The 25,665-nt window shown below is 73.8% G+C and carries 26 protein-coding genes; 8 read left to right on the forward strand and 18 right to left on the reverse strand.

Annotation, left to right across the window (positions count from 1 at the left end; translation table 11 throughout):
• The first annotated feature begins 76 nt into the window (after positions 1-76).
• The gene (locus ACFVHV_RS10155) at positions 77-1,234 is read left to right on the forward strand and encodes an adenosine deaminase (protein ID WP_359911521.1); all 1,158 of its coding nucleotides are present in this window, start codon (positions 77-79) and stop codon (positions 1,232-1,234) included.
• 229 nt (positions 1,235-1,463) lie between these two features.
• Positions 1,464-1,835: an ATP-binding protein gene (locus ACFVHV_RS10160; protein WP_359911518.1), complete on the forward strand. Its 372-nt coding sequence runs from the start codon at positions 1,464-1,466 to the stop codon at positions 1,833-1,835.
• 60 nt (positions 1,836-1,895) lie between these two features.
• On the opposite strand, the gene ACFVHV_RS10165 is transcribed toward ACFVHV_RS10160, so the two are convergent.
• Positions 1,896-2,081 (reverse strand): PspC domain-containing protein, encoded by a 186-nt coding sequence (locus ACFVHV_RS10165; RefSeq protein WP_359906026.1) that lies wholly within the window; start codon positions 2,079-2,081, stop codon positions 1,896-1,898.
• A gap of 348 nt (positions 2,082-2,429) precedes the next feature.
• On the opposite strand from ACFVHV_RS10165, the gene ACFVHV_RS10170 reads away from it, so the two are divergent.
• Positions 2,430-3,839, forward strand: a complete 1,410-nt coding sequence (locus tag ACFVHV_RS10170) for a hypothetical protein (protein WP_380350517.1) — start codon at positions 2,430-2,432, stop codon at positions 3,837-3,839.
• A 78-nt stretch (positions 3,840-3,917) separates the two neighbouring features.
• On the opposite strand, the gene ACFVHV_RS10175 is transcribed toward ACFVHV_RS10170, so the two are convergent.
• Positions 3,918-4,517, reverse strand: a complete 600-nt coding sequence (locus tag ACFVHV_RS10175; protein ID WP_380350518.1) for a hypothetical protein — start codon at positions 4,515-4,517, stop codon at positions 3,918-3,920.
• A gap of 148 nt (positions 4,518-4,665) precedes the next feature.
• On the opposite strand from ACFVHV_RS10175, the gene ACFVHV_RS10180 reads away from it, so the two are divergent.
• Positions 4,666-5,346, forward strand: a complete 681-nt coding sequence (locus ACFVHV_RS10180; protein WP_380350520.1) for a PhzF family phenazine biosynthesis protein — start codon at positions 4,666-4,668, stop codon at positions 5,344-5,346.
• Here the strand turns inward: ACFVHV_RS10180 and ACFVHV_RS10185 are convergent.
• From ACFVHV_RS10185 to ACFVHV_RS10200, 4 genes are all read right to left on the reverse strand, one after another.
• Entirely contained in the window at positions 5,316-5,924 is a 609-nt protein-coding gene (locus ACFVHV_RS10185; protein ID WP_359906038.1) for a VanZ family protein, read from the reverse strand. The two genes, ACFVHV_RS10180 and ACFVHV_RS10185, sit on opposite strands and share 31 nt — an antisense overlap.
• Before the next feature lie 131 nt (positions 5,925-6,055).
• Positions 6,056-6,388: a hypothetical protein gene (locus ACFVHV_RS10190; protein WP_359906041.1), complete on the reverse strand. Its 333-nt coding sequence runs from the start codon at positions 6,386-6,388 to the stop codon at positions 6,056-6,058.
• A complete protein-coding gene (locus tag ACFVHV_RS10195; RefSeq protein WP_359906043.1) occupies positions 6,385-7,929 on the reverse strand; it encodes a HAMP domain-containing sensor histidine kinase in 1,545 nt (514 codons plus the stop codon). Before ACFVHV_RS10195 ends, ACFVHV_RS10190 begins: the two co-directional genes overlap by 4 nt.
• Positions 7,930-7,989: 60 nt before the next feature.
• Positions 7,990-8,667, reverse strand: a complete 678-nt coding sequence (locus tag ACFVHV_RS10200) for a response regulator transcription factor (RefSeq protein WP_030257458.1) — start codon at positions 8,665-8,667, stop codon at positions 7,990-7,992.
• 380 nt (positions 8,668-9,047) lie between these two features.
• On the opposite strand from ACFVHV_RS10200, the gene ACFVHV_RS10205 reads away from it, so the two are divergent.
• Entirely contained in the window at positions 9,048-9,920 is an 873-nt protein-coding gene (locus tag ACFVHV_RS10205) for a SigE family RNA polymerase sigma factor (protein ID WP_380350557.1), read from the forward strand.
• 206 nt (positions 9,921-10,126) lie between these two features.
• Here ACFVHV_RS10205 and ACFVHV_RS10210 read toward each other — a convergent pair whose 3' ends face one another.
• The 5 genes from ACFVHV_RS10210 to deoC form a co-directional block, all read right to left on the reverse strand.
• Positions 10,127-10,765, reverse strand: a complete 639-nt coding sequence (locus ACFVHV_RS10210; protein WP_359906046.1) for an ATP-binding protein — start codon at positions 10,763-10,765, stop codon at positions 10,127-10,129.
• Positions 10,766-10,812: 47 nt separating this feature from the next.
• On the reverse strand, positions 10,813-11,220 hold the full coding sequence (locus ACFVHV_RS10215) for a hypothetical protein (RefSeq protein WP_359906049.1): 408 nt from the start codon (positions 11,218-11,220) through the stop codon (positions 10,813-10,815).
• Positions 11,221-11,441: 221 nt separating this feature from the next.
• Complete coding sequence (locus ACFVHV_RS10220; RefSeq protein WP_359906051.1) at positions 11,442-12,347, reverse strand: aldehyde dehydrogenase family protein; 906 nt, start codon at positions 12,345-12,347, stop codon at positions 11,442-11,444.
• Between the two features lies 1 nt (position 12,348).
• Positions 12,349-13,836 (reverse strand): aldehyde dehydrogenase family protein, encoded by a 1,488-nt coding sequence (locus tag ACFVHV_RS10225; protein ID WP_359906054.1) that lies wholly within the window; start codon positions 13,834-13,836, stop codon positions 12,349-12,351.
• 5 nt (positions 13,837-13,841) lie between these two features.
• Positions 13,842-14,828, reverse strand: a complete 987-nt coding sequence (gene deoC, locus ACFVHV_RS10230) for a deoxyribose-phosphate aldolase (RefSeq protein WP_380350524.1) — start codon at positions 14,826-14,828, stop codon at positions 13,842-13,844.
• Positions 14,829-14,934: 106 nt separating this feature from the next.
• Between deoC and ACFVHV_RS10235 the strand changes: the two genes are divergently transcribed.
• Positions 14,935-15,615, forward strand: coding sequence for a PH domain-containing protein (locus tag ACFVHV_RS10235; RefSeq protein WP_359906059.1), 681 nt, complete (start codon positions 14,935-14,937; stop codon positions 15,613-15,615).
• A gap of 66 nt (positions 15,616-15,681) precedes the next feature.
• Here ACFVHV_RS10235 and ACFVHV_RS10240 read toward each other — a convergent pair whose 3' ends face one another.
• The 3 genes from ACFVHV_RS10240 to ACFVHV_RS10250 form a co-directional block, all read right to left on the reverse strand.
• The gene (locus tag ACFVHV_RS10240) at positions 15,682-17,406 is read right to left on the reverse strand and encodes a phospho-sugar mutase (protein WP_359906061.1); all 1,725 of its coding nucleotides are present in this window, start codon (positions 17,404-17,406) and stop codon (positions 15,682-15,684) included.
• A 193-nt stretch (positions 17,407-17,599) separates the two neighbouring features.
• Entirely contained in the window at positions 17,600-18,421 is an 822-nt protein-coding gene (locus ACFVHV_RS10245; RefSeq protein WP_359906064.1) for a purine-nucleoside phosphorylase, read from the reverse strand.
• Between the two features lie 205 nt (positions 18,422-18,626).
• On the reverse strand, positions 18,627-19,064 hold the full coding sequence (locus tag ACFVHV_RS10250) for a gamma-glutamylcyclotransferase (protein ID WP_224284955.1): 438 nt from the start codon (positions 19,062-19,064) through the stop codon (positions 18,627-18,629).
• Positions 19,065-19,163: 99 nt separating this feature from the next.
• Here ACFVHV_RS10250 and ACFVHV_RS10255 point away from each other — a divergent pair, with 99 nt between their 5' ends.
• Both ACFVHV_RS10255 and ACFVHV_RS10260 read left to right on the forward strand, forming a co-directional pair.
• Positions 19,164-20,618 carry an NAD(P)H-quinone dehydrogenase gene (locus ACFVHV_RS10255; protein WP_359906067.1) on the forward strand — a complete coding sequence of 485 codons (1,455 nt, stop codon included), beginning with the start codon at positions 19,164-19,166 and terminating at the stop codon, positions 20,616-20,618.
• 237 nt (positions 20,619-20,855) lie between these two features.
• Entirely contained in the window at positions 20,856-21,812 is a 957-nt protein-coding gene (locus ACFVHV_RS10260; protein WP_380350559.1) for a DeoR/GlpR family DNA-binding transcription regulator, read from the forward strand.
• Between the two features lie 113 nt (positions 21,813-21,925).
• On the opposite strand, the gene ACFVHV_RS10265 is transcribed toward ACFVHV_RS10260, so the two are convergent.
• From ACFVHV_RS10265 to mmpB, 4 genes are all read right to left on the reverse strand, one after another.
• Positions 21,926-23,701 (reverse strand): biotin carboxylase N-terminal domain-containing protein, encoded by a 1,776-nt coding sequence (locus ACFVHV_RS10265; protein WP_359906073.1) that lies wholly within the window; start codon positions 23,699-23,701, stop codon positions 21,926-21,928.
• A 235-nt stretch (positions 23,702-23,936) separates the two neighbouring features.
• Positions 23,937-24,671: a hypothetical protein gene (locus ACFVHV_RS10270; protein WP_359906076.1), complete on the reverse strand. Its 735-nt coding sequence runs from the start codon at positions 24,669-24,671 to the stop codon at positions 23,937-23,939.
• A 64-nt stretch (positions 24,672-24,735) separates the two neighbouring features.
• A complete protein-coding gene (locus ACFVHV_RS10275) occupies positions 24,736-25,338 on the reverse strand; it encodes a nucleoside triphosphate pyrophosphatase (RefSeq protein WP_359906079.1) in 603 nt (200 codons plus the stop codon).
• A gap of 47 nt (positions 25,339-25,385) precedes the next feature.
• Complete coding sequence (mmpB, locus tag ACFVHV_RS10280) at positions 25,386-25,526, reverse strand: morphogenic membrane protein MmpB (RefSeq protein ID WP_359906082.1); 141 nt, start codon at positions 25,524-25,526, stop codon at positions 25,386-25,388.
• Positions 25,527-25,665: the final 139 nt, after the last annotated feature.

Below are 25,665 nucleotides of genomic sequence, written 5' to 3' on the forward strand. Positions count from 1 at the left end.
AATTCCGCGTGGAGTTTGGACCATCCGGTGGTGTTCGCGGTGGTCGGTCTACGCGCGTAGGGGCTATATTTCCGCAATGGAACAGCAGATCCCCGTCACCACCGCGGGCACCGGCCCGCGCATCCCCACCGCCGACCAGATCCGCCGCGCGCCGAAGGTCCTCCTGCACGACCACCTGGACGGCGGGCTGCGCCCGGAGACCGTGGTCGAGCTGGCCGCCGCCTGCGGCTACCAGGGCCTGCCCACCACCGACGCCAAGGAGCTCGGCGAGTGGTTCCGCGAGGCCGCCGACTCCGGCTCGCTGGTCCGCTACCTGGAGACCTTCGCGCACACCTGCGCCGTGATGCAGACCCGTGAGGCGCTGATCAAGGTCGCCGCGGACTGCGCCGAGGACCTGGCCGCCGACGGCGTCGTGTACGCCGAGGTCCGCTACGCCCCCGAGCAGCACCTGGAGGCCGGGCTGAGCCTCGACGAGGTCGTCGAGGCCGTCCAGGAGGGCTTCCGCCTCGGCGAGGCCAACGCCCGCGCAGCCGGCCACCGGATCCGCATCGGCACCCTGATCACCGCGATGCGGCACGCCGCCCGCTCGCAGGAGATCGCCGAACTGGCCAACCGCCACCGGGACTCGGGCGTCGTCGGCTTCGACATCGCCGGTGCCGAGGCCGGCTACCCGCCCACCCGCCACCAGGCCGCCTTCGACTACCTCAAGGGCGAGAACAACCACTTCACCATCCACGCGGGCGAGGCCTTCGGCCTGCCGTCGATCTGGGAGGCCCTGCAGTGCTGCGGCGCCGACCGGCTCGGCCACGGCGTGCGGATCGTCGACGACATCACGGTCGGCGAGGACGGCACGGTCGAGCTCGGCCGGCTGGCCGCGTACGTGCGCGACAAGCGCATCCCGCTGGAGATGTGCCCGACCTCCAACATCCAGACCGGCGCCGCGGCCTCGTACGCCGAGCACCCGATCGGGCTGCTCAGCCGGCTGAAGTTCCGGGTCACCGTGAACACCGACAACCGGCTGATGAGCGGCACCAGCATGAGCCGGGAGTTCGGCCACGTGGTGGAGGCCTTCGGCTACACCCTGGGCGACCTGGAGTGGTTCACCGTGAACGCGATGAAGTCCGCGTTCCTGCCCTTCGACGAGCGGCTGGCGATGATCAGCGACGTGATCAAGCCGGGCTACGCCGAGCTGAAGGCGGAGTGGCTGTTCAGCGCGGGCACCGGCGGCAACTGAGCCGCCGGGGCGGTGCCCCGGGCCCGCCCGGTCGGATGAACGCCGTGTTCCCGCAGGAGAGTTGGCGTTCATCCGACTACTCACTCGGGTGAGTGAACGCCCTTTGGTTCCCGGGTGACCGGCTCACTACGGTGTGCCCGTCATTGCCGATACGGCTCGGCGGCGGTCGCCCGTCCGTCGGTCCCGTGCGTGAAGTCGGCCACCGACGAGGACCCAAAGGGGACCCACCATGAAGCAGGCTCTCAAGGCCGCAGGCACCGCGGCGCTCGGCATCGCCATCGCGGCGGTCGGCGCCGGTACCGCCTCCGCGGCCGACGGCCAGGCGGCCGGCGGCCTCGGGCTGCCCACCGGCGCGCTGACGAACCCGGCGGTGACCGGTGCGGTCACCGACACCGCCGCCAAGCTGCCCGCCACCGGCAAGGTGACCGAGACGCTGGGCACCCTCGCCCCGAGCGTGGGCAAGGCCGTCCCGGCCGGGGAGACCCCGCTGGCCGGCGTCACCCAGCAGCGTGCCGCCCTCCCGACCGTCCCGGGTCTGGACAAGACCCCGATCGGCGCGCTGACCAGCACCCTGCCGGCCCTCCCCGGCCTGACCGGCTGAAGTCCGGGGCGCGCCCGACCGGCACGCCCCGGCCCACGGCACGGCGACGGGCCGCCGGGCTCACGGCTCCTGGGGGAGCAGCAGCCAGAGGGCCAGGTAGAGGAGGAACTGGGGGCCGGGCAGCAGGCAGGAGAACAGGAAGATCAGCCGGACGGTCCACGGGGTCAGGCCGAAGCGTTCGGCGATCCCGGCGCAGACGCCGGCGATGACGCGGTTGTGGCGGGGACGGGCGAGGCGCGCGGTCATGGTCTTCTCCGTGTGGTGGCGGCCCGGTCCGGCCGGTCCGGCGGGCTGCTTCCATACTCCGTCGCCGGCGGCCCCCGGTCCTCCGTCCGGCAGGTGATTCTCCGCCCCGAAGGGTCACCGGGTAGGCGTAGCCGGACGTCGGGGTAGCCCTCAGGGTGACCCCGAGGGCCGAGGGCCGGAACGTGCGCCCGGGCCCGTCCGAAGGGGCCCGGCCGGCTCGGTAGGATGCTGCCGATCGCAGTCGGCCGGGGGGCGGACGAAGAGCCCGACTTCGTTGTGGAACAACCTCTCGCGCAAGCGATTTCACGTCCTGATGGGTTCTGTCCCGCATTCTCTCGTGAGGTTGAATTGCGCATTCGGCATCGCAGATTCCTGACCGCGACCGCCGCCGTCACGCTGGCCTCCGGCCTGGCCGCCGTCGAGGGCCCGGCCGTCCTCGCCGCGCCGCAGGCCGTCGCGGTGGTCCCGGGCACCCGGACCCGTCCCTCGCCGGTCACGATCACCTTCGGGGGCCTTCCCGGCACCGTCACGGCGGGTGGCCCGGCGGTGGAGTTCACCGCGACGCTCCGGAACACCGCGGACCACCGGCTGGACGTCCCGTCCTCGTTCTTCGGCCTCGCGGACACCGGCGTCGGCGTCGGCGTCGGCGTCGGCGCCGACGCCGGGCAGGGCCACTTCAGGCTGGAGTACCGGTCGCCCGGCGCCGCCCAGTGGCAGGACGCCAGGGTGAACGCCGCGGGGACCGGCGCCCGCTGGGCGCTCGACCAGCCCGCCGCGCTGTCGCTGGCGGCCGGCGCCGAGGCCGTCTACCGGCTGCGGCTCACCGTCACCGCCGACGCCCCTGCCGGGCGGGTGACGCCGGGCTTCGACTCCGTGGTCTCGGACCCGGCCCTGCCGCCGGAGCAGCGCACCACCGGTGCGGAGAGCGGCCACCCGGACCTGGTCGTCGCCCCGGCGGCGGCGCCGACCACCGTGCCGACCGCGGCGCCGGCCACCCCGGCGGCCACCGTGGAGGTCGGGTTCGAGGGCGTGCCCACCTCGTTCACGGTGGGCGGGGAGGCGAAGCCGTTCACGCTGGTCCTCACCAACCGGAGTGGCAAGGACCTGCGGGTCGTGCCCGCGGCCGTGTTCCAGGGGGCGGCCGAACTCCCTTCGAGCACCGTCAAGTTCGAGTTCCGTGCCGTCGACGGGCAGTGGCGGGAGGCCACCCTGGCCGACAGCCCGGGGCACCCGGCCTGGCTGTGCCTCGGGCTGCGGACCGGGGACCGGGACGCCGACGTCATCGCGCTGGCGAAGGGCGGGAGCCGCACCGTCGAGGTCCGGCTGGCCTTCACCAGGGACGCGCCGATCCTGTTCGAGTCCCTGGTCGCCGTCGCGGACACCCTGCCGGAGCCGGGCGAGAGCGCGGCCGAGGCGGTCGGCGCCGCGGCCGACTTCATCACCGTGCCCGCGACGGGTCCCACCGCCAGGGCCGCTCCGGCGTTCCAGGAACCCGCCCCGGGCCCGGAGGTGCCGGAGCCGTCCGCCGCCCCGGTCGTCCCGGCGGCGGCTCCCCCGATGGCGCCGAGCCCGGCGACGGGCGGCTCGCGGACGGTGGCCGCCCCGGCCGCCGACACCCGGCTGGCCTCCACCGGTGGCGGCACGGCCGCGGAGCCGATGGCGATCACCGGGGCGACCGCGATCGCCATGGGCGTCGGCACCCTGGTGGTGGCGCGGCGCCGCAACCGGCTGCGGGGCGGTGCCGGGAACCGGCCCTGACGTGCCGGAAGGCCCGTCCGCCCCCGCTGTCGTGCGGGGACGGGCGGGCCTTCCGGTGCGTACGGGCCGGTGGCGCGGTCAGCCGACCGGGTTCTGCGGCGGCTGCGGCTGCGCGTACGGGTTGTCCGCCACCGGCTGCGGGGGGACGCCCGGCTGGTACGGCGCGCCGCCCTGCGGCGGGGCGGGCGGAGCGGCCTGCGGCGCGACCGGGGGAACCGGGGCGCCGGCCGGCGGCGGGCCGGGCGCGCCCGGCTGCTGGGCGTACGGGGTCTGCGGGGCGTTCGGGTTGAACGGGGCCTGCGGGGCGTTGGGGTTGAACGGCGCGTTCGGGTTGAAGGCCCCCTGCGGCGCGTTGGGGTTGAACGCGGCGGCCGCCTGGGCGGACTGCTGCTGCTTGGCGTTGCCGCGTTCGACGAGCGCCTTCACCGAGGCGACGATCATGCCGACCGGCAGGATGAACACCTTGAAGAAGATGTAGTAGGTGCCGCCCTCGAAGACGAACGCCAGGTAGTAGGCGTACCCGAGGAAGCCGAGGCCGAGGACGACGTTGAGGACGCGCAGGCCGACCTTCAGCCCGCCGGCGGCGGCCCCGAGGGCCACCATGATGACGCCGCTGAGCGCCAGCAGTACGACGTACCAGGAGAAGAGCGGTTCGGCGCTGAAGTCCAGATTGTTCAAAGCGGTTTCCTGGGGAAGGGAAGAAGAAAAACGGCAGGCGCCGTTCGGGGACGAGAGCGCACAGTACTAAAGGCGGCCGACATTCGTCGCCGCCTTTGTGTCACGGTGTCATTGCGCTGTGCCGCAGCGGCAGTCGACGAGGTGGGAAATGACGGATTTTGAGGTGCTGCGGGTCTTTTGCGGGCCGGACGGCGGGCACGGCAACGCGCTCGGCGTGGTGCGCGACGGCGCCGCCGTGCCGGGGCGCGCGGACCGGCAGCGGATCGCCCGCGAACTGGGCTTCAGCGAGACGGTGTTCGTCGACGACCCGGAGCGCGGGGAGATCGACATCTACACCCCGTCGGTGCGCCTGCCGTTCGCCGGCCACCCGTGCGTGGGCGCGGCCTGGCTGCTCGGGGTGGACCGGCTGGTCACGGCCGCCGGCGAGGTGGCGGTGCGGCGCGCGGACGGACTGACCCGGATCGCGGCCCGGCCGGAGTGGGCCCCGGGGCGCACTCTGCGGCGGTACGGTTCGGCGGCCGAGGTGGAGGCGCTGGAGGTGCCGCCGCCGGGGGAGTGGGTCTACGCCTGGGCCTGGCAGGACGAGGCGGCCGGCACCGTACGGGCCCGGGCCTTCCCCGGGCGGGGCGACGGGATCGACGAGGACGAGGCGACGGGAGCGGCCGCCCTGCTGCTGGCCGCGAGCCTGGGGCGGGCGCTGACCGTCACCCAGGGCCGGGGCTCGCAGCTGCTGGCCGGACCGTGCCCGGGCGGGCTGGTGGAGGTCGGCGGCCGGGTGGTCCGGGCCCCGGGGCCGGCTCAGCGGGCGGGCGGCGTCGGTTCGGCGTAGGCGCGCCGGCGGGCGGTGGGTGCGACGGCCGTGACCGGGGTGACGGCGGCCACCGGCGGCACGGAGAGCACCGGCATCCGGGGCGCCCGCGGCCGCCGGTCCCGCAGCAGGTGCCGCAGGCCGGGGACGAGCGCGAGGTGGGCGACGGCCACGCCGGCCACGGCGAGCAGGATGTGGTCCACGTTGAGGACGTGCCCGGGCGCCCAGGACGAGAGGAACTCCAGCGCGGTCGCCAGCAGCGCGGAGACGCCGGTGGTGCGCAGGAAGGAGGGCAGCCAGGGGGCCCGGAGCCGGCCGCCGGCCAGCGGCAGCAGGACCCCGAGCGGGGCCAGCAGCAGGAGTTCGCCGACCACCTGCCAGCCGCTGGAGGAGCGGAGCGAGGCGAGCGGCGTCAGGTTGGCGTCGTACACCCAGGCCACCGGCAGTGGTCTCAGCACCAGCCAGAGCGCCAGTGCCAGGTGGCCGGTGAGGCCCGCCAGCCCGGCCAACCGGAGGGGACGGTGGACGGCCGCCGCCGGGCTGCTCTCGGTCCCCGCGCCGGAACGCTCGTCGCGTGTCCTGGTGCCATCTCGCTGCACGGGGGGAAGGACGTGGGCCGACGGCACGTCGGTTCCACACCCGGCGTGAACATTCCCAAACGCGCCCCCCGAGGCCCGTCCGCTCCCTCCTCCCCGGCGTCGCGCACCCAGCGGGAATTGTCAGACACGCCCTAACGGCAGGGCGAGGTCGTCGGCACCGCGCCGAACACGTTGTCCGGCGGCGGGCTGCCCGGCGTCACCGGGGTGGGCGACGGGCTCGGACTCACGGCCGCCTTGGTGCCGCGGGTCGGGGTCACGGTCGGGGCCGGTCCCGGCGGGGTGGCCAGGGCCGCCGGTATGTGCGGCGTGGTCGGGCAGGCCGTCCGGCTGGCGGGCGCGCCGGCGTCGACCGGTACGGCGGTCGGCCGGATGCCGCAGCCGGAGGCCAGCGCGAGCAGCAGCAGCACGCCGGCGCCGCGGCGCAGGACGGTGCGGGGGACGGCGGTGTCGGTGGGGGCGGTCACGTGGTGTCCTTGTCCTCGGCGGCGTCGCCGGCGGGGCCGCCCTCGGCCCCGCCCGCTGACGGCGGAGGCGGCGGGGCCAGCGGCAGGGTCAGGGTGAACACCGCGCCGACCTCCCCGTTCGCCGCCGTGATCGTCCCCCCGTGTATCTGCGCGTTGGCCATCGCGATCGACAGCCCGAGGCCGCTGCCCTCCGAGCGCGCCCGCCCGCGGTCCGCCTTGTAGAAGCGGTCGAAGACGTGCGGCAGCACGTCCTCCGGGATGCCCGGACCGCTGTCGGAGACCTCGACCACGACCGACTCCCCGTCCTGCCGGACCCCGACCCGCACCGGCGAGCCGCCGTGCTTCAGCGCGTTGCCGATGAGATTGGCGAAGACCACGTCGAGCCGGCGCGGGTCGACCACGGCCAGGATTCCGCGCGGGGCGTCCAGTTCGACCGCGTCGTACCAGGCCCGCCCGTCGATGCAGGACATGATCAGGTCGGCGATGTCCACCTCGTCGGCGACCAGCCTGGCGGTACCGGCGTCGAAGCGGGTCACCTCCATGAGGTTCTCCACCAGGTCGGACAGCCGCCGGGTCTCGCTGACCACGAGCCGGACGGCCGGCTCGATCATCGGGTCCAGCGACTCGGCCTCGTCCTCCAGGATGTCGGTCACGGCGGTCATCGCGGTCAGCGGGGTGCGCAGCTCGTGCGACATGTCGGCGACGAACCGCCGGCTCTGCGCCTCGCGCGCGCTCAGCTCCTCGACCTGCTCGTGCAGCGACTCCGCGGCCCGGTTGAAGGTCCGCGCCAGGTCGGCGAGTTCGTCCGAGCCCTCGACCTCCAGCCGGGTGTCCAGGTGCCCCTCGCCGAGCCTCCGGGCGGCGTCCCCGAGCCGCTTGACCGGCCGCAGCACGGTCGCCGAGGCGGCCTGGGCGAGCAGCGCCGAGCCGATCAGCGCGAGCAGCGTGGCGATGGCCAGCGACCAGCCCAGCGTGTTGAGGTCGGCCCGCTCGTTCTCCAGCGACTTGAACATGTACGCCGTCGGGCCGTTCGGCACCACCTTGGTGCCGCCGATCACGAACGGCCGGCCCTCCAGGTTCTGCCGCTGCCAGTACAGGTGGTACGGGTACGGGTTGTTCTCGGTGATCTCGCGCGGCTTGGCGACGGTGGACTGCAGCGCCGCCGGGACGTCCGCCAGCGTGAAGTTCGCGGGGTCGGAGGAGGCCGTGCACTCCGGGTGCGCCGCGTCGACCACCACCACGTCGTACGTCAGCCCGGAGCTGGCCACGTTGGACGCCAGCGCGGCCAGTTCCGGGCAGCTCGCGTTCAGCGGCAGCTCGGAGACGTTGCGGGTGAGCGAGACCCGGAAGTCGTTCAGCGCGGTGTCCTGGGCGCGCTTGAGCACCGCGTCGCGGTTCAGCCAGTACGCGATGCCGGAGGCCGAGACGGCGGCGAGCAGCGCGACGGCCGCGAACACCGCGATCAGCCGCACCCGCAGGGAGCGCAGCCGACGCCACCGGCCCGTCGGGAACCGCCGGGCAGTCGTCTGATGGTCAGTCACAAGAGCCTGTCGTGGTACGGGAGTTCAGGGGCGGGTGGGGCTGGTCGGAGGCGTTCGGGGTCAGGCCGGCGGGTCCAGCCGGTAGCCCACCCCGCGGACGGTGCGGATCAGCGTCGGCGCGGACGGCACGTCCTCGACCTTGGCCCGCAGCCGCTGCACGCACGCGTCCACCAGGCGGGAGTCGCCGAGGTAGTCGTGCTCCCAGACCAGCCGCAGCAGCTGCTGGCGGGAGAGCGCCTGGCCGGGGCGGCGGCTGAGCTCCAGCAGCAGCCGCAGCTCGGTCGGGGTGAGTTGGAGGTCCTGTCCGTCCTTGGTGACGGTCATCGCCGCGCGGTCGATCACCACGCTGCCGTAGGCGGAGGAGTCCGAGCTCTCCCGCTCGCCGCGGCGCAGCACCGCCCGGATCCGGGCGTCCAGCACGCGTGGCTGCACCGGCTTCACGACGTAGTCGTCCGCGCCGGACTCCAGGCCCACCACCACGTCGATGTCGTCCGAGCGCGCGGTGAGCAGGATGATCGGCAGCTGGTCGGTGCGGCGGATCCGGCGGCACACCTCGAAGCCGTCGATGCCGGGCAGCATCACGTCCAGCACGATCAGGTCGGGCCGCTGCTCCTTGAAGAGCCTCAGGCCGTCCTCGCCGGAGGCGGCGGTGGCCACGCGGTGGCCCTGGCGGGTGAGAGCGAGTTCGAGGCCGGTCCGGATGGCGTCGTCGTCCTCGATCAGAAGGAGGAAAGGCACGGCCCCATTTTGGCCCACCGGCCGCGCCGAATCACCCCCCGGATCACCCACCGTCCCTCCGGGAACCGGAACGGACGCCACCGGCGTCCGGTACGGAGGGAGGCGGTCCGGGATGTTCGGGCCCCTCCTGTGACACCCCTGTGACAGTCGGCGGACAGCGCCATCACAACCGGCGGGCAGGATTTTCCATGTCGCCGCAGGACAGCGGGCCGCAAGGCCGGCTGAAGGGCGGCTACCGGAACCGCTCGTACCGACCCAGGGGGCGCACGATGAACGCCATGCTTCAGACCCGGACCAACCCGGCTGTCCGCACCGCGCGTTCGTCAGCCACGTCCCACCGGACCCGGTACGAGGTCAGGACCGACGAGAACTCCGGTGCCGTGACCGTGCGGGGGTGCGCGCACAGCACCGGTGGAAACCCTGGCGCCCGTCGGGTGAGCGGCGGCGGCAGGACGGGGGAGCTGTACGGGATCGGCCGTCTGGGGAGTTCGGCCGACTCCGCCAACACCCTCACGCTGCGGGGGATCCTCCCCGTCCGCGTCGAGGGCAAGGACGCCCCGGGGGGTAACCGGGGGACCGGGGGGAACGGTCTGCGGACGGTCGGTTCGGGGGAGCCGACCGGTCGTGAGGCCGCCGGTGCGACGCTGCTGCGGCTGAACCCCGCCGCGGCCCGCACCACCGAGGCGGGACAGGGAGGCGCGCAGGGGGAGCACCCGGCCGTCGCGGAGGACCACATCACGGAGTTCACCGCGTACGTGCGCGAGCGCCGCGCCTCCCTGTACGCCACGGCCTACCACCTGACCGGTGACCGCTACGAGGCCGAGGACCTGCTGCAGAGCGCGCTCTTCAGCACCTACCGGGCCTGGGGCCGGATCACCGACAAGGCCGCGGTCGGCGGGTACCTCCGCCGCACCATGACCAACCTGCACATCTCCGCCTGGCGGCGCCGCAAGGTCAACGAGTACCCGACCGAGGAGCTGCCGGAGACGGCCGGCGACACCGACGCGATGGGCGGCACCGAGCTGCGCACCGTGCTCTGGCAGGCGCTGGCGAAGCTGCCGGAGAACCAGCGCACCATGCTGGTGCTGCGGTACTACGAGGGCAAGACCGACCCGGAGATCGCCGACGTGCTGGGGATCAGCGTCGGCACGGTCAAGAGCAGCATCTGGCGCGCCCTGCGCCGGCTGCGCGAGGACGAGCACCTGAACAAGTCGGGCGACACCGTCCGGGCGTTCGGCGAGCTGGTCGCGTAACGAGGACTCCCGTCGGGGGACGGGAAGCGGACGGTCACGGTCCGGGGGCAGCGGCTCGGGGGAGCACGCCCGTGGGGGAGCCGAGGACCGTTCGGGGAAGGCGAAGGGCCCGGTGCGGGGGAGACGCACCGGGCCCTTCGTCATGTCCTGGGTGTCACGGCCCCGCGGCGCGGGCCGGTCCGGGCCGCGGGATCCGGCCCCGGGGTTCAGGCCGCGGAGAGCTCGGTGGTCCGGGCCGCGGCGCGGATCCGCCGCTCGGCCTCCGGGCCGGCGCACGCGTACGAGCCGAGCGCGACCTGCCGCCCGACGATGGACCGCTCGGCCCGCATCAGCCGCAGGCCCCGGCGCAGCAGCACCGGCAGCGACTTGCGGCCCTCCCGGACGTCCCGGCGCAGCCGGCGCCAGGCCGTGGTGAGCGCGCCGTTGCGCAGGCACAGGGCGTCGCCCAGCAGGCCCTGGTCGGCGCACTCGGCGGTGATCTCGGCGGCGAATATGCCCTCCGCGATGAACGCGCCCGCCCCGCCCAGCTCCAGGCCGCGGGTGCCGATCCGGCCGTTGTCCGGGATCGAGTACACCGGGACGTCCGTGCGCCCGTGCTCGTGCAGGGCGCGGATCGCGGCGACGGCCTGGTCGCGGTGCCAGGCCAGCGGGGAGTCCCAGTCGACGGCGCCGTCCGGCAGCCGCGGCAGGGTCGGGTCGTCCCCGTCCTTGTAGAAGTCGTCGAGCTGGAGCACCGGCAGGCCGCTGCGCTCGGCCAGCGAGGACTTCCCCGACCCGGAGGGCCCGGAGAGCAGGATCACCCGGGCATGCCCGGTCGGTGCGGGGTTCATGGGGGAGTCACTCACGGGACATCAGTCTGACGCATCCCGGCCGGTTGCCGAAACCGGTCGGCTCAGACCTTCTGCCGCGGCTTCGGGCCGGACAGGGCGGACCGGACCATCGGCAGGCAGCGGCTGTCCACCTGGAGGTACACCGGCTCCCCGCCGCCGGGCGGCCGGTACGCGGTGGCGGCCCAGTCCTGGTCGTGCCAGGTGTCGGGCTCGGGTTCGTGGAAGGTGCCCCCGACGGGCAGTTCGAGCGGGTCGGCGCCGCGCGCGCGGAAGCACGCGGTGGCGGCCCCGGGGGTGATCCCCAGCGTCCCGTTGACGTAGCCGGGCCGTCGGCCGGGCCGGTCGGAGCGGGCCGAGCAGGGCAGCCGCACCGCCTTCCCGGCGGCCAGCCGGCGGCGGGCCCGGGCCACCCGCCACCGGCGCAGCACGCCGTCCGTGACGAGTGCCATCAGCTCGCCCAGTTCTTCCATCGCGCCCCCTCGGCCGGTTCCGTCCCGACGATCATGGTCCGGACGCGTACGGACCGGGAGCCCCGAAAGTCGGCCCGGGCGGCGACGAAAGTCGCGGGAACGCCGACGGACCCGCGCCAGGGGGGGAGAGGCGCGGGTCCGTCCAATGACCGTCCGGGCCCTGGGGGGGTGAGGGCACTGGGGACGGCCAGCTTGTGGAGTTGTTACTCGGAGCGGGGAGGTCAGATCCCCATCGGGTGCCAGACCGTCTTCGTCTCCAGGAACGAGAGTAGCCGGTCCGTACCGGGCGCATTGGTCCAGTCCTGGGCGAACGGGTCCAGCACCGGACGGACTACCCTCTTCAGGGTATCCGCGGCGGCCGCTTCCAGCGCCTGCGGCGCGCCGGGACCGTCGACGGCGATGGCTCCGGTGAGGTCCAGCGCGTTGACGTCCTGGTGCGAGGCCAGGGTGGGGGCGATGTCCGCCGTCCGGCCCGAGACGATGTTGACCACGCCGCCCGGGACGTCCGAGGTGGCCAGCACCTCGCCCAGCGACAGCGCGGGCAGCGGGGCGTCCGCGGCGGCCGCGACCACGACCGTGTTGCCGGTGGCGATCGCCGGGGCGATCACCGAGACCAGGCCGAGCAGCGAGTGCCCGTACCCGGCCTGCGGGGCGACGATCCCGACCACGCCGGTCGGCTCCGGGGTGGAGAGGTTGAAGAACGGCCCGGCGACCGGGTTGGCGCCGCCCGCGATCTGGGCGACCTTGTCGGTCCAGCCCGCGTACCAGACCCAGCGGTCGATCGCGGCGTCCACCAGCGCGGCGGCCTTCTTCGGGCCGATGCCCTCGGAGACGGCCACCTCGGCGGCGAACTGCTCGCGTCGGCCCTGGAGCATCTCGGCCACCCGGTACAGCACCTGGCCGCGGTTGTACGCGGTGGTGCCGGACCAGCCCTTGACCGCCTTGCGGGCGGCCACGACGGCGTCGCGGGCGTCCTTGCGGGTGCCCAGCGGGACGTTGGCGAGCCACTCGCCCTTTGCGTCGGTCACCTCGTACACCCGCCCGCTCTCGGAGCGCGGGAACTTCCCGCCGACGTACAGCTTGTAGGTCTTGAGGACGTCAAGACGCTGGAAGGTCGTGTCAGACATCTCAGGCCTCGACATTCAGGTAGGGCTCCAGACCGTGGCGGCCACCCTCGCGGCCGTAGCCCGACTCCTTGTAGCCGCCGAACGGCGAGGTGGGGTCGAACTTGTTGAAGGTGTTGGCCCAGACCACGCCGGCCCGGAGCCGGTTGGCCATCCAGAGGATGCGCGAGCCCTTCTCCGTCCAGATGCCGGCGGAGAGGCCGAACGGGGTGTTGTTGGCCTTCTCGACCGCCTCGGCGGGGGTGCGGAAGGTCAGCACCGACAGGACCGGGCCGAAGATCTCCTCCTGGGCGATCCGGTGGGCCTGGCTCACGCCGGTGAACAGGGTCGGCTTGAACCAGAAGCCGGTGCCCGGGAGTTCGCACGCCGGCGACCAGCGCTCGGCGCCCTCGGCCTCGCCGGCCTCGGTCAGCGCGGTGATCCGGGCCAGCTGCTCGGCCGAGTTGATGGCGCCGATGTCGGTGTTCTTGTCCAGCGGGTCGCCGACCCGCAGGGTGGCCATCCGGCGCTTCAGGGCGTCCAGCAGCTCGTCCTGGATCGACTCCTGGACCAGCAGGCGCGAGCCCGCGCAGCAGACGTGGCCCTGGTTGAAGAAGATGCCGTTGACGATGCCCTCGACCGCCTGGTCGATCGGCGCGTCGTCGAAGACGATGTTCGCGGCCTTGCCGCCCAGCTCCAGCGAGAGCTTCTTGCGGGTGCCGGCCAGCTGCTTGGCGATGGCGCGGCCGACCGGGGTGGAGCCGGTGAACGCGACCTTGTTGACGTCCGGGTGGGAGGTCAGCGCGGCGCCGGTGCGGCCGTCACCGGTGACGATGTTGACGACGCCCTTCGGCAGACCGGCCTGGCGGCAGATCTCGGCGAAGCGCAGCGCGGTCAGCGGGGTGGTCTCGGCCGGCTTCAGGACGACCGTGTTGCCGGTCGCCAGCGCGGGCGCGATCTTCCACGCCAGCATCAGCAGCGGGAAGTTCCACGGGATGACCTGGCCGGCCACGCCCAGCGGCTTCGGGTTCGGGCCGAAGCCGGCGAAGTCCAGCTTGTCCGCCCAGCCCGCGTAGTAGAAGAAGTGTGCGGCGACCAGCGGCAGGTCGACGTCGCGGGTCTCGCGGATCGGCTTGCCGTTGTCGATCGACTCCAGCACGGCCAGCTCGCGGCTGCGCTCCTGGATGATCCGGGCGATCCGGAACAGGTACTTGGCGCGCTCGCTGCCGGGCAGCGCCGACCAGTCGGCGAATGCCTTGCGGGCGGCGGCGACCGCGCGGTCCACGTCCTCCTCGGTGCCCTGGGCGAACTCGGCGAGCACCTGCTCGGTGGCCGGGTTGACCGTCTTCAGGGCCTCGTTGCCGGAGGAGTCGACGAACTCGCCGCCGATGAAGTGGCCGTAGGAGGTGGCGATGTCGCCCGCGGCGGCGGGGGACTCCGGGGCCGGGGCGTAGGCGAAGAGGCCGCCGGCGGGCTTGGCCACGGGCTCCTCGGTGTTCTTCTTCTTGGCCATGGTGATCAGTCCACCGTCACGTAGTCGGGGCCGGAGTAGCGGCCGGTGGCCAGCTTCTGGCGCTGCATCAGCAGGTCGTTGAGCAGGCTGGAGGCGCCGAAGCGGAACCAGTGCGGGGTCAGCCAGTCGTCACCGAGGGTCTCGTTGACCATCACCAGGTACTTCATGGCGTCCTTGGTGGTGCGGATGCCGCCGGCGGGCTTGACGCCGACCTGGACGCCGGTGGCCGCGCGGAAGTCGCGGACCGCCTCCAGCATCAGCAGGGTGACCGGCGGGGTCGCGTTGACGGCGACCTTGCCGGTGGAGGTCTTGATGAAGTCGGCGCCGGCCAGCATCGCCAGCCAGGAGACCCGGCGGACGTTGTCGTAGGTCTGGAGCTCGCCGGTCTCGAAGATCACCTTGAGGTGGGCGGAGCTGCCGTCGGGGCGCTCGCACGCCTCCTTGACGGCCGTGATCTCGTGGAAGACGTCGAGGTAGCGGCCGGAGAGGAAGGCGCCGCGGTCGATCACCATGTCGATCTCGTCGGCGCCCGCGGCCACCGCGTCGGCGGTGTCGGCGAGCTTGACCGGGAGGGCGGCGCGGCCGGCCGGGAAGGCGGTGGCCACCGAGGCGACCTGGATGTCGGTGCCCTTGAGGGCGGCCTTCGCGGTGGCGACCATGTCCGGATAGACACAGATGGCGGCGACGCGGGGGATGGTCGGGTCGGTCGGGTCGGGGGTCCTGCCCTTGGCGCACAGCGCGCGCACCTTGCCGACCGTGTCCGCGCCCTCCAGCGTGGTCAGGTCGATCATCGAGATCGCCAGGTCGATGGCGTACGCCTTCGCCGTGGTCTTGATCGAGCGGGTACCGAGAGCGGCGGCACGCGCCTCCAGGCCGACCTGGTCGACGCCGGGCAGGCCGTGCAGGAATCGGCGGAGCGAGGCCTCGGACGCCGCAACGTCCTGAAGGCCGCTGCCCGCAACGCCGGGGGCATTGGCTGCAACAGTGGACATAGTCACCAGGGCAGCATATCTACGCGCGTAGCAAACCGCTAGGGCGCTCGCCATTCGTGGCCGGACCGAGACCTCGGGGTGAGGGGCATGGGGCAGAATCGACGTCATGACCGATTCCGACGGCAAGCCCCACCAGGGCCCCGCCGCCCCCGACGGGGAGCCCGAGTACGCCGACCGCGTGTACCGCTCTGTCCCCGGTGTGATCTCCGGAGTGCTGCTGCTGGTCGTGGCGGCCTGGCTGATCGGCGACGCGGTGGTGAGCGGGACCGGGAAGACCCCGTACGTCTCGCTCGCGGCGGTGCCGGTGTTCGCCTTCCCGGTGATCGCGTACACGCTGCGCCCGGCCGTGACGGCCGGCCGCGACCGGCTGGTGGTGCGCAACCCGTGGCGGACCGTCGTCGCGCCGTGGGCCTCGGTGGACGCGCTGCGCGCCGGGTACTCGGTCGAGCTGCTCGCCGGCGGGAAGAAGTTCCAGCTCTGGGCCGTGCCGGTGTCGCTGCGGCAGCGCAAGCGGGCCACCCGGGCGCAGAGCCCCAGCGCCGCCGAGCACGCCTCCAGGACCGGCCTGGGGCTGGGCATGGCCAAGCGGACCAACCCGGTCGTCCAGGGCTCGCCCGACCCCACCCGCGCCTGGTCCGACCAGGTCACCGCCGTCCTCCAGGAGACGGCCGAGCGCAACGCCGCCCGACCCTCCGCCACCGGCCCGGTCGAGGTCCGCTGGTGCTGGTGGGTCATCGCCCCCACCCTGGCCGGCCTGATCGCGCTGATCACCGTCATCGCGGTCTGACCCCGCCGACCGCACGAAGGGGCCCGCCGGTCACGACCGGCGGGCCCCTTCACGTGTGCGCGGACGTCAGGCGGTGATGCCGGCGGCCTCGGCGAGGTCGTGCTTGACGGTGGCGAGGAGGGCGGCGGCGCGCTCGCGGGCGGGACCGAGGTCGGCCGCGGAGGCGACCGGGAGGACGACCTCCAGGTAGCACTTGAGCTTGGGCTCGGTGCCCGAGGGGCGGACCACGATGCGGGCGGAGCGGACGCCCTCGCCGGCCAGGTAGTAGCGCAGCCCGTCGGTGGGCGGCAGGTCCGCGGAGCCGGCCGACAGGTCGTCGGCGCGGGTGACCCGCAGACCGGCCAGGACGGTCGGCGGCTGCTCGCGCAGCCGGCGCATCGCGTCGGCGATCAGCGTGAGGTCCTTGACCCGGACGGAGAGCTGGTCGGTGGCGTGCAGGCCGTGCTCCAGCGCCAGGTCGTCCAGCAGGTCGGACAGGGTGCGGCCGGACTTCTTGAGCGTGGCGGCCAGCTCGGCGACCAGCAGGGCGGCGGTGATGCCGTCCTTGTCCCGGACGCCCTGCGGGTCGACGCAGTAGCCGAGCGCCTCCTCGTAGCCGTAGCGCAGGCCCTCGGCGCGGGAGAGCCACTTGAAGCCGGTCAGGGTCTCCGCGTAGCCCAGCCCCGCCGCCTCGGCGATCCGGCCGAGCAGGGTGGCGGAGACGATGGTGGTGGCGAAGGTGCCCTCGGCCTTCTTCGCGACCAGGGCCGAGCCGAGCAGCGCGCCGACCTCGTCGCCGCGCAGCATCCGCCAGCCGGCCGCGCCGGCGCCGCCGCCGGCCGCGTTGCCGTTGGCGGGGACGGCCACCGCGCAGCGGTCGGCGTCCGGGTCGTTGGCGATCACGATGTCCGGGCCGACGGTGGCGGCGGTGCGGAACGCGAGGTCCATCGCCCCCGGCTCCTCCGGGTTGGGGAAGGCCACGGTCGGGAAGTCCGGGTCGGGCTCGGCCTGCTCGGCGACCACGGTGGGCGCGGGGAAGCCCGCCCGGCGGAACGCGGCGACCAGGGTGTCGCGGCCGACGCCGTGCATCGGGGTGTAGACCACCTCCAGGTCGCGCGGGCCGTGCTCGTCGATGATCGAGACGGCCCGGGTCAGGTAGGCCTCGACGACCTCCTCGCCGAGCACCTCCCAGCCCTCCTCGGCGCGCGGGACCTCGTCCAGCGAGCCGATCGCGTCGATCTCGGCGGCGATCCCGGCGTCGGCCGGCGGGACGATCTGCGAGCCGTCGCCCAGGTAGACCTTGTAGCCGTTGTCCTGCGGCGGGTTGTGGCTGGCGGTGACGGTGACGCCGGCGGCCGCGCCCAGGTGGCGGACGGCGAAGGCGAGCACCGGGGTCGGCAGCGGGCGCGGCAGCAGCGCGGCGCGCAGGCCGGCGCCGACCACCACGGCGGCGGTGTCGCGGGCGAAGTCGTACGACTTGTGGCGGGCGTCGTAGCCGATGACGACCAGGTCGCCCAGGCCCTGCTGCTTGACGTAGGCGACCAGGCCGGCGGCGGCCCGGATCACCACGGCGCGGTTCATCCGCATCGGGCCGGCGCCGAGTTCGCCGCGAAGGCCGGCGGTGCCGAACTGGAGCCGGTCGGAGAACCGCTCGGCCAGCTCCGACCAGGCGAGCTTGGCGTCGGTCTCGGCCTCCGGGCCCTCGGCCAGGGCCAGCAGCGCGGCGAGCTCCTCGCGGGTCTGCGGGTCGGGGTCCTCGGCCAGCCAGGTCCGGGCCCGGGCGAGGAGATCGGGGTTGAGTGCCTGCGTCATGCCAGCTCCATCGGGAGTGCGTCGGTGTGTCGGCCGGAGGTTCCGCGGTTGATCGGGAGGAGGGTTTCCGCTGTGACCGGAGGGTTCCGCAAGAAAAGGGGTCGCGCATGCGGACGGGGCCCACGGGAGGGCGTGATCAGCGGATCACGCCGCCCGTGGGCCCCGTCGGTCATGATTCTGCGCCTGGTGGGCGTCAGATCCGCTCAAGGACCTTCGCCAGCAGTTCGCCCATGCGCTCGGCGGAGGCCTTGCCGGCCTCCAGCACCTCGGCGTGGTTGAGCGGCTCGCCGGTCATGCCGGCGGCCAGGTTGGTGACCAGGGAGATGCCGAGCACCTCGGCGCCGGCCTCGCGGGCGGCGATGGCCTCCAGGGTGGTGGACATGCCGACCAGCTCGCCGCCGATCACCCGGGCCATGTTGACCTCGGCCGGGGTCTCGTAGTGCGGGCCGCGGAACTGGACGTAGACGGCCTCGTCCAGGGACGGGTCGACCTCGCGGCAGAGCGCGCGCAGGCGCTTGGAGTAGAGGTCGGTGAGGTCGACGAAGTTGGCGCCGACGATCGGGGAGTCCGCGGTCAGGTTGATGTGGTCGCTGATCAGGACCGGCTGGCCCGGGGTCCAGCCCTGGCGCAGACCGCCGCAGCCGTTGGTCAGCACGATGATGCCGCAGCCGGCCGCGGCGGCGGTGCGCACGCCGTGGACGACGGTGGCGACGCCGTGGCCCTCGTAGTAGTGGTTGCGGCCGAGGAAGATCAGGGCGCGCTTGTCGCCGATCTTCACCGAGCGGATCGTGCCGGCGTGGCCGGCGACGGCGGGGGCGGGGAAGCCAGGGAGCTCGGTGACCGGGAACTCGGCCACGGTCTCGCCCAGGGCGTCGGCGGCCGGCACCCAGCCGGAGCCCATCACCAGGGCGACGTCGTGCCGCTCGGCACCGGTCAGCTCGCGCAGGCGCTCGGCGGCGGCCTGGGCGGCGGCGTAGGGGTCGGCGGAGACGACCGACTGAGGAGAAGCGTTCACGGGTCCGAGGATAGACGGGAATCGGCTACGCGCGTAGAAATTCCGCCGCGGCATGCCGGATCGTTACCCGGATGACCCGAAAACACAGCTCGGCGGCGGTTCCGGGCCGCCCGGTTCGTCGGTTCCCACACAGACGGTGCTCCGCGCCCTCCGTACCCGCACGCCCGGCGCGCGGCCCGCAGGCGCACGGAGCCCCGGGAACCCCTCAGCAGGGGCGGCGGCGCAGGTCCATCACGTAGTCGTGCGGGGCGCCGGCGCTCTCCGCGGCGTCGGCGATCAGGCCGAGGTAGCGGGCCGCGGGCAGGCCGCCCTCGTAGTCGTTGAGCACGTACGTCCAGACCGGGATGTCCCCGTCCAGGGTCTGCGCGCGCAGCTTGATCTTGCGGTAGATGCCGAGCTGGACCCCCTCCCAGCGGTCCAGGCCCTCCTCGTCCATCGGCGCGACGTCGTACAGCGAGACGAAGACCTGGTCCTTCTCGTCCTCGACCACGGTGGCCAGCGAGCCTTCCCAGCCGAGCTGCTCGCCGCCGAAGGTGAGCCGCCAACCGGCTAGCCACCCCGTGCCGCGCAGCGGGGAGTGCGGGGCTCGGCGGGTCATCTGCCGGGCATCGAGGTTGGTGGCATACGCGGCGTAAAGGGGCATGGGGGCCAGCGTAGCCCGGGCGGCGGGCGGGCCGGGGCTACTGGACGAACGTACGGGAGCCCGGACCCCGGCGTGGCGGCCGTCCCGGCGTGCGGGACAATGGGGAGCGTGACTCGGATCGTGATCATCGGTGGCGGACCCGGCGGCTACGAGGCGGCGCTGGTGGCCGCTCAGCTCGGCGCGGAGGTGACCGTCGTCGACCGCGACGGTCTGGGCGGATCGGCGGTGCTCACGGACTGCGTTCCGTCGAAGACCCTGATCGCGACCGCGGAGGTGATGACCACCTTCGACAGCTCGTACGAGGAGCTGGGCATCCTGGTCGCGGACGACACTCCGCCGGTCGAGCAGGCGGCCCGGGTCATCGGCGTCGACCTGGGCAAGGTCAACCGCCGTGTGAAGCGCCTGGCCATCGCGCAGTCCCACGACATCACCCAGTCCGTCACCCGGGCCGGCGTCACCGTGCTGCGCGGCCGCGGCCGGCTCGGCACCGGCGGGCAGGCCGCGGACGGCTCCCGCGAGGTGCTGGTGGACGCGCCCGACGGCACCGTGCAGTCGCTGCGCGCCGACGCCGTGCTGATCGCCACCGGCGCCCACCCGCGCGAGCTGCCGGACGCCCAGCCGGACGGCGAACGGATCCTCACCTGGACCCAGGTGTACGACCTGGAGGAGCTGCCCCGCGAGCTGATCGTGGTCGGCTCCGGCGTGACCGGCGCCGAGTTCGCCGGCGCCTACCAGGCGCTCGGCTCCAAGGTGACCCTGGTCTCCAGCCGCGACCGGGTGCTGCCGGGCGAGGACCCGGACGCCGCCGAGGTGCTGGAGGACGTCTTCCGCCGCCGCGGCATGAACGTGATGGGCCGCTCGCGCGCCGAGAGCGTCAAGCGGATCGGCGACCGGGTCGAGGTCATGCTGGCCGACGGCAAGGTGATCGAGGGCACCCACTGCCTGATGGCGGTCGGCTCGATCCCCAACACCTCCGAGATGGGCCTGGAGGAGGCCGGGGTCAAGCTCAACGACTGGGGCCAGATCCAGGTCGACCGGGTCTCCCGCACCAGCGCCCCCGGCGTGTACGCGGCCGGCGACTGCACCGGCGTCTTCATGCTCGCCTCGGTGGCGGCCATGCAGGGCCGGATCGCGATGTACCACGCGCTCGGCGACGCGGTGCAGCCGCTGAACCTCAAGACCGTGGCCTCCAACGTCTTCACCGACCCGGAGATCGCCACCGTCGGCTACACGGCGGCCGACGTGGAGTGCGGCAAGATGGACGCCGTCGTGGTCAAGCTCCCGCTGCGCGGCAACCCGCGGGCGAAGATGCAGGGCATCCGGGACGGCTTCGTGAAGCTGTTCTGCCGCCCGGGCACCGGCATCGTGGTCGGCGGCGTGGTCGTCGCCCCGCGGGCCAGTGAGCTGATCCACTCGATCTCGCTCGCGGTGGACGCCAATCTGACGGTCGAACAGGTGGCCAGCGCCTTCACCGTCTACCCGTCCGTCTCCGGTTCGACCGCCGAGGCCGCCCGGCAGCTGCACATCCGCAAGCGGGCCGACGGCGAATCCTGAGCGTCCGGCGCACAGTTGAGGGCGGTCGCCGATCGGCGGCCGCCCTTCGCGCGGGCATGGCCGTCACCCGGACGGCGGGCGCGGTTCCGGGGGCATGGGCGGCGCGTATTCTACGGTCACGCGCCGCTCGTGCGTGAGCAATTCCCGCTACTAGCTGCAAACGCCTGAAAGCAGACGGTCACGCAGGTTACCGTCGGTTCTGTGTTTGCAGCAGAACGTCGCCAGTTGATCCTCGAAATGGTGCGCGCCAACGGAGCCGTCTCGCTCCGGGAATTGGCCCGCGTCGTCCAGACCTCCGAAGTGACCGTGCGCCGTGACGTGCGGGCGCTGGAGGCAGAAGGGCTCCTCGACCGCCGGCACGGCGGCGCGGTGCTCCCCGGCGGCTTCAGCCGCGAACCCGGATACCCGCAGAAGACCCACCTGTCCGCGGCGGAGAAGAGCGCCATCGCGGACCTCGCCGCCGGCCTGGTGGAGGAGGGCGACGCGGTGGTGGTCGGCGCCGGCACCACCACCCAGGAGCTGGCCCGCAGACTGGCCCGGGTGCCCGGGCTGACGGTGGTCACCAACTCGCTGCTGGTCGCCCAGGCGCTGGCGCACGCCAACCGGGTCGAAGTGGTGATGACCGGCGGCACCCTGCGCGGCTCCAACTACGCGCTGGTGGGCAGCGGCGCGGAGCAGTCCCTGCAGGGGCTGAGGGTCACCAAGGCCTTCATCTCCGGCAGCGGGCTGACGGCCGAGCGCGGGCTGTCGACGGCGAACATGCTGTCCGCGAGCGTGGACCGGGCCATGGTGCTGGCGGCCGCCGAGGTGATCGTCCTCGCCGACCACACCAAGCTCGGCGCGGCCGGCATGTTCCAGACCGTCGCCACCGAGACCATCACCCGGCTGGTCACCGACGAGCAGGCCACCGCGGACGACGCCACCGTCCGCGAACTGGACGCGCTCGCCGACTGCGGGGTGCAGGTCGACCTGGCCCCGCTGGGCGCGGGCCCGAGCGGCGACGCCCCGGTGCACGGCACCGGCAGCGGCCCGGTGCACCAGACCCAGCCCGGCCCGATGGCCCGCCGCGGCGGCCCGCCCCCCGGCGGCGCCCCGCTGCCCGGCCAGCGCCGCCCCGGCGCGCACGGCAGCCCGGTCGGCCCGGGCGGCATGCCGACCCGGCTGGCCGAGCTGGGGCTGCCGCGCGGGCGCTGAGCCCGCGGGGGAGTCCGCGGGACGCGACCGGCGGACCCCGGAAACGCGACCGGTCCGCACGCCCCGAAGGGCGTACGGACCGGTCCGGGGGGACGGTGCCCCCCGCGGCGGCGTCAGTCCTTGATCTCGCAGAGCGCGGCGCCACTGCTGACGCTCGCGCCCACCTCGGCCTTGAGACCGGAGACGGTGCCCGCCTTGTGGGCGTTCAGCGGCTGCTCCATCTTCATCGCCTCCAGGACCACGATCAGCTCGCCCTCGGCGACGACCTGGCCCTCCTCCACGGCGACCTTGACGATGGTGCCCTGCATCGGCGAGGCCAGGGTGTCGCCGCTGACGGCCGAACCGGCCTTCTTGGCGCCCACCCGGCGCTTGGCCTTGGCGGCACCCGCCGCACCGGCCGCCGGGGCCGTCGCGACGCCCAGCGAGGACGGCAGCGAGACCTCGATCCGCTTGCCGCCGACCTCGACCACCACGGTCTCCCGGGTCTCGGCCTCCTCGCCGTCACCGGCCGCGCCGGCGAACGGCGGGATGGTGTTGTCGAACTCGGTCTCGATCCACCGGGTGAAGACCTTGAACGGCTCGTCGCTGCCGTGCACCTCCGGCGCGAACGCCGGGTCGACGACGGCCGCCCGGTGGAACGGGATGGCGGTGGCCATGCCCTCCACCTTGAACTCGGCCAGCGCGCGGCGGGCCCGCTCCAGGGCCTGCTTGCGGTCGCGGCCGCTGACGACCAGCTTGGCCAGCAGCGAGTCCCAGGCCGGGCCGATGACCGAGCCGGTCTCCACGCCGGAGTCCAGGCGCACGCCCGGGCCCGACGGCGGGGCGAACAGCGTCACGGTGCCGGGCGCGGGCAGGAAGTTGCGGCCCGGGTCCTCGCCGTTGATGCGGAACTCGAAGGAGTGGCCGCGCACCTCGGGGTCGCCGTAGCCGAGCTCCTCGCCGTCGGCGATCCGGAACATCTCGCGGACCAGGTCGAGGCCGGTGACCTCCTCGGTGACCGGGTGCTCCACCTGGAGACGGGTGTTGACCTCCAGGAAGGAGATCGTGCCGTCCAGGGCGACCAGGAACTCGCAGGTCCCGGCGCCCTCGTAGCCGGCCTCCTTCAGGATGGCCTTGGACGCCCGGTACAGCTCGGCGTTCTGCTCGGCGGTCAGGAACGGCGCGGGCGCCTCCTCGACGAGCTTCTGGTGGCGGCGCTGCAGCGAGCAGTCACGGGTGGAGACGACCACCACGTTGCCGTGCTTGTCGGCCAGGCACTGGGTCTCCACGTGCCGCGGGTTGTCCAGGTAGCGCTCGACGAAGCACTCGCCGCGGCCGAAGGCGGCGACGGCCTCGCGCACCGCGGACTCGTACAGCTCGGGGATCTCCTCCAGCGTGCGGGCGACCTTGAGGCCGCGGCCGCCACCGCCGAAAGCCGCCTTGATGGCGACCGGAAGGCCGTGCTCCCGGGCGAAGACGACGACCTCGTCGGCGCCCGAGACCGGGTCCGGCGTACCGGCCACCAGCGGGGCACCGGCCCGCTGGGCGACGTGCCGGGCGGTCACCTTGTCGCCGAGGTCGCGGATGGCCTGCGGCGGCGGGCCGATCCAGATCAGACCCGCGTCGAGGACGGCCTGGGCGAAGTCGGCGTTCTCCGACAGGAACCCGTAGCCGGGGTGGACGGCGTCGGCGCCGGAGTCGGCGGCCGCCTTGAGGACCTTGGCGATGTCCAGGTAGCTGGTAGCGGGGGTGTCACCGCCCAGCGCGTAAGCCTCGTCGGCCGCGCGGACGTGCAGCGCATCCCGGTCCGGCTCGGCGTAGACGGCGACGCTGGCGATACCGGCGTCCGAGCAGGCCCTGGCGACGCGGACGGCGATTTCCCCGCGGTTGGCGATGAGCACCTTGCGCACTGTGGCTCCCTTCTTGAACCTCGTTGAGTTTATGGATTCCTGGGCAGTACCGGCGAGTAGCCCCGGGTTGTGAACTATCCCACACGCTCGGTGATGGCTTTTCCGGCCCCTTCCGCGGCCCCGCGGACGACGCCGCAGGTCGGCGCCGGTCCGCCCGGACCGGGCGGGGCCACGGCGGGTGACCGGCCGGCGGCGTGGCGGGAGGTGGCATCGGCCACAGTCTCGCGCGGACCGCTCAAGCGGCGCCTGAGCGGGCGCCTGGCCGCTGCAGCGCCTCGGCCGTCACGTCCGCCGCCACCTCGACCATGTCCGGCCCGTACGCCTCCGGATTGACCACCCGCAGGACGAGCGCGAAGGTGCCGTCCTGCCCGTACCTCCGGGCGAGTTCGCGGTGGTGCGCGACCAGGTGGCGCACCCCGGCCTGGTTGGCGACGCCGGTCTGGCCGGCGACCAGGAACACCGGGCGGCCGCCGTCCGGGGTGGAGATCCGCGCGAGCAGGGCGTGCGCCTGGTCGCGGTCGGCGGTGTAGTCGCGCTCGCCCACCACGATCACGTTGCTGCCGGGACCCGGCCCGGACGTGACGAGCACGCCGGGCAGGGCCCAGGCCAGGTGCGCGGCCATCCGCTCGTTGCTGACCGGACCGCCCAGGCACAGCTCGGTCTTGGCGCCCAGGCCGCGGTGCGCGGCGTCGTGGGCGACCAGTTCGGGACGCGCCCCGCACTCCTCGACCAGCCCGGCCAGCCACATCAGCGCGTAGGCGTCGCGCCGGGTCACGGTGTGCGCGTGCGAGCCCGTCCCGATGCTGCGCGGCACCACGATCAGGCACTCGCTGCCGCTCGGCAGCCCGAAGAACGCCCGCACCCGTTCGACCTTGCGGCGCCGCCGCAGCACCTGGGCCAGCCAGCCGAGGACAGCGCTGATCGCACTGGCCACCAGGCCGAGCACCACGTTGAGCACGCTGTCGGTCATCTTCCGCGCCCCTCCCCGTTCGGACGCCGGTCAGCTTAGGGCGACAGGGGCGCGGTGCGGCAGGTCAGTCGGCCCACAGATCGGTGATGCGCACGCCCAGGTCGGCGAGCAGCCGGCGCAGCAGCGGCAGGGAGAGGCCGATGACGTTGCCCGGATCGCCGTCGATGCCGTCGATGAACGGCGCCGAGCGGCCGTCCAGGGTGAACGCCCCGGCCACGTGCAGCGGTTCGCCCGAGGCCACGTACGCGGCGACCTCGGCGTCGTCCGGGGTGCCGAAGCGGACGGTGGTGGAGGCGGTGGCCGAGGACTGCCGGCCGGTCGCGGTGTCGATCACGCAGTGGCCGGTGCGCAGCACGCCGGCGCGCCCGCGCATCGACTGCCAGCGGGCCAGCGCCTCGGCGGCGTCGGCGGGCTTGCCGAGGGCCCGGCCGTCCAGTTCCAGGACGGAGTCGCAGCCGATCACCAGCTCGCCGTCGGCGAGTTCGGCGGCGACGGCCTTCGCCTTGGCCTCGGCCAGCACGAGCGCGAGTTCGGCGGGGGTGGCGGCGGTGATCGCGTCCTCGTCGACGCCGCTGACCACCACGCGCGGGTCGAGGCCCGCCTGGCGCAGCAGCCCGAGGCGGGCGGGGGAGGCGGAGGCGAGGACGAGAGCGCGCTGGTCGGTCATGCCCACCAGCGTAGGGGGTGCTCCTATCCGCCGTTCGGGTGAACGGTTCAGGTGAAGGGCTGGGAGAGCATCATCAGCACGGCGCCGACCAGCACCAGGACGGCGATCACCCTGCCGGCCCGCTGCATCCGCTCCTGCATCCGACGGGCCTCGGGCGAGGGCTCGTCACGGGGATCTGACCAGAGCACCCGTCCAGAGTGCGCCGCGAGGGGCGCGGGCGCCTGAGTATCCGTACTCAGGTTCCGGGCGGAGCGGGCGCCCGGGAACGCGGCGGGCGGGGCCGCCCCCCGGCGCCGCCCCCGGCCAGCCCGCCGGCCGGGTCTGCGC

It is taken from the genome of Kitasatospora sp. NPDC127116, from assembly GCF_042677365.1.
GTDB lineage: Bacteria > Actinomycetota > Actinomycetes > Streptomycetales > Streptomycetaceae > Kitasatospora > Kitasatospora lactacystinica.